The following is a 2955-nucleotide window of genomic DNA, read 5'->3' as shown; positions in this document are numbered from 1 at the left end:
GACTCAATTGGAATACGGCACAACGCGAGAACTCAACCTGTAACGAGACAGACTCGTTATAGGGTCAAGCGAACAAGTGCATGTGGTGGATGCCTTGGCGATCACAGGCGATGAAGGACGCGGTAGCCTGCGAAAAGCTACGGGGAGCTGGCAAACGAGCTTTGATCCGTAGATGTCCGAATGGGGAAACCCGGCCCTTTTGGGTCATCCTGGACTGAATACATAGGTCCAGTGAAGCGAACGCGGTGAACTGAAACATCTAAGTAACCGCAGGAAAAGAAATCAACCGAGATTCCCAAAGTAGTGGCGAGCGAAATGGGATGAGCCTTGCACTCTTTATTTGTATTGTTAGCCGAACGCTCTGGAAAGTGCGGCCATAGCAGGTGATAGCCCTGTAGGCGAAAACAGTATGAAAGAACTAGGTGTGCGACAAGTAGGGCGGGACACGTGAAATCCTGTCTGAAGATGGGGGGACCATCCTCCAAGGCTAAATACTCGTGATCGACCGATAGTGAACCAGTACCGTGAGGGAAAGGCGAAAAGAACCCCGGGAGGGGAGTGAAATAGATCCTGAAACCGCATGCATACAAACAGTCGGAGCCTCGTAAGGGGTGACGGCGTACCTTTTGTATAATGGGTCAGCGACTTACGTTCAGTAGCAAGCTTAACCGTATAGGGCAGGCGTAGCGAAAGCGAGTCCGAATAGGGCGTTCAGTTGCTGGGCGTAGACCCGAAACCAGGTGATCTATCCATGGCCAGGATGAAGGTGCGGTAACACGTACTGGAGGTCCGAACCCACTAACGTTGAAAAGTTAGGGGATGAGCTGTGGATAGGGGTGAAAGGCTAAACAAACCTGGAAATAGCTGGTTCTCTCCGAAAACTATTTAGGTAGTGCCTCGTGTCTCACCTTCGGGGGTAGAGCACTGTCATGGTTGGGGGGTCTATTGCAGATTACCCCGCCATAGCAAACTCCGAATACCGAAGAGTGCAATCACGGGAGACAGACATCGGGTGCTAACGTCCGGTGTCAAGAGGGAAACAACCCAGACCGCCAGCTAAGGTCCCCAAATATAGCTAAGTGGGAAACGAAGTGGGAAGGCTAAAACAGTCAGGAGGTTGGCTTAGAAGCAGCCACCCTTTAAAGAAAGCGTAATAGCTCACTGATCGAGTCGTCCTGCGCGGAAGATGTAACGGGGCTAAGCTATATACCGAAGCTGCGGATGCGAGCTTGCTCGCATGGTAGGAGAGCGTTCCGTAAGCCTGCGAAGGTGCCTTGTAAAGGGTGCTGGAGGTATCGGAAGTGCGAATGCTGACATGAGTAGCGATAAAGGGGGTGAAAGGCCCCCTCGCCGTAAGCCCAAGGTTTCCTACGCAACGTTCATCGGCGTAGGGTGAGTCGGCCCCTAAGGCGAGGCAGAAATGCGTAGCTGATGGGAAGCAGGTCAATATTCCTGCACCATTGTTAGATGCGATGGGGGGACGGATCGCGGAAGGTTGTCCGGGTGTTGGAAGTCCCGGTCGCTGCATTGGAGAAGGCGCTTAGGCAAATCCGGGCGCGTAATTCAAGGGTGTGGCGCGAGCTCCTTAGGGAGCGAAGCAATTGGAAGTGGTTCCAAGAAAAGCCTCTAAGCTTCAGTCTAACGATGACCGTACCGCAAACCGACACAGGTGGGCGAGATGAGTATTCTAAGGCGCTTGAGAGAACTCGGGAGAAGGAACTCGGCAAATTGGTACCGTAACTTCGGGATAAGGTACGCCCTTGTAGCTTGACTGGCCTGCGCCAGGAGGGTGAAGGGGTTGCAATAAACTGGTGGCTGCGACTGTTTAATAAAAACACAGCACTCTGCAAACACGAAAGTGGACGTATAGGGTGTGACGCCTGCCCGGTGCCGGAAGATTAAATGATGGGGTGCAAGCTCTTGATTGAAGTCCCGGTAAACGGCGGCCGTAACTATAACGGTCCTAAGGTAGCGAAATTCCTTGTCGGGTAAGTTCCGACCTGCACGAATGGCGTAACGATGGCCACACTGTCTCCTCCCGAGACTCAGCGAAGTTGAAGTGTTTGTGATGATGCAATCTACCCGCGGCTAGACGGAAAGACCCCATGAACCTTTACTGTAGCTTTGCATTGGACTTTGAACCGATCTGTGTAGGATAGGTGGGAGGCTATGAAACCGGAACGCTAGTTTCGGTGGAGCCGTCCTTGAAATACCACCCTGGTTTGTTTGAGGTTCTAACCTTGGCCCGTGATCCGGGTCGGGGACAGTGCATGGTAGGCAGTTTGACTGGGGCGGTCTCCTCCCAAAGCGTAACGGAGGAGTACGAAGGTACGCTAGGTACGGTCGGAAATCGTGCTGATAGTGCAATGGCATAAGCGTGCTTAACTGCGAGACCGACAAGTCGAGCAGGTGCGAAAGCAGGTCATAGTGATCCGGTGGTTCTGTATGGAAGGGCCATCGCTCAACGGATAAAAGGTACTCTGGGGATAACAGGCTGATACCGCCCAAGAGTTCATATCGACGGCGGTGTTTGGCACCTCGATGTCGGCTCATCTCATCCTGGGGCTGTAGCCGGTCCCAAGGGTATGGCTGTTCGCCATTTAAAGAGGTACGTGAGCTGGGTTTAAAACGTCGTGAGACAGTTTGGTCCCTATCTGCCGTGGGCGTTGGATATTTGAAGGGGGCTGCTCCTAGTACGAGAGGACCGGAGTGGACGAACCTCTGGTGTACCGGTTGTCACGCCAGTGGCATCGCCGGGTAGCTATGTTCGGAAGAGATAACCGCTGAAAGCATCTAAGCGGGAAACTCGCCTTAAGATGAGATATCCCTGGGGACTAGATCCCCTTGAAGGGTCGTTCGAGACCAGGACGTTGATAGGTCAGGTGTGTAAGCGCAGTAATGCGTTCAGCTAACTGATACTAATTGCCCGTAAGGCTTGATCCTATAACAAGTCTG

General features: G+C 52.9%; 1 rRNA gene. It reads left to right on the top strand.

Going from position 1 to position 2955, the window contains the following annotated elements:
• The first annotated feature begins 62 nt into the window (after positions 1 to 62).
• Positions 63 to 2943 (top strand): 23S ribosomal RNA (locus AP428_RS34185).
• The last annotated feature ends 12 nt before the right edge of the window (positions 2944 to 2955 follow it).

Origin of the sequence: Burkholderia sp. E168m22 (assembly GCF_001319805.1) — a bacterium.
Classification (GTDB): domain Bacteria; phylum Pseudomonadota; class Gammaproteobacteria; order Burkholderiales; family Burkholderiaceae; genus Burkholderia; species Burkholderia orbicola.
This window is presented reverse-complemented; position numbering and strand designations above follow the sequence as displayed.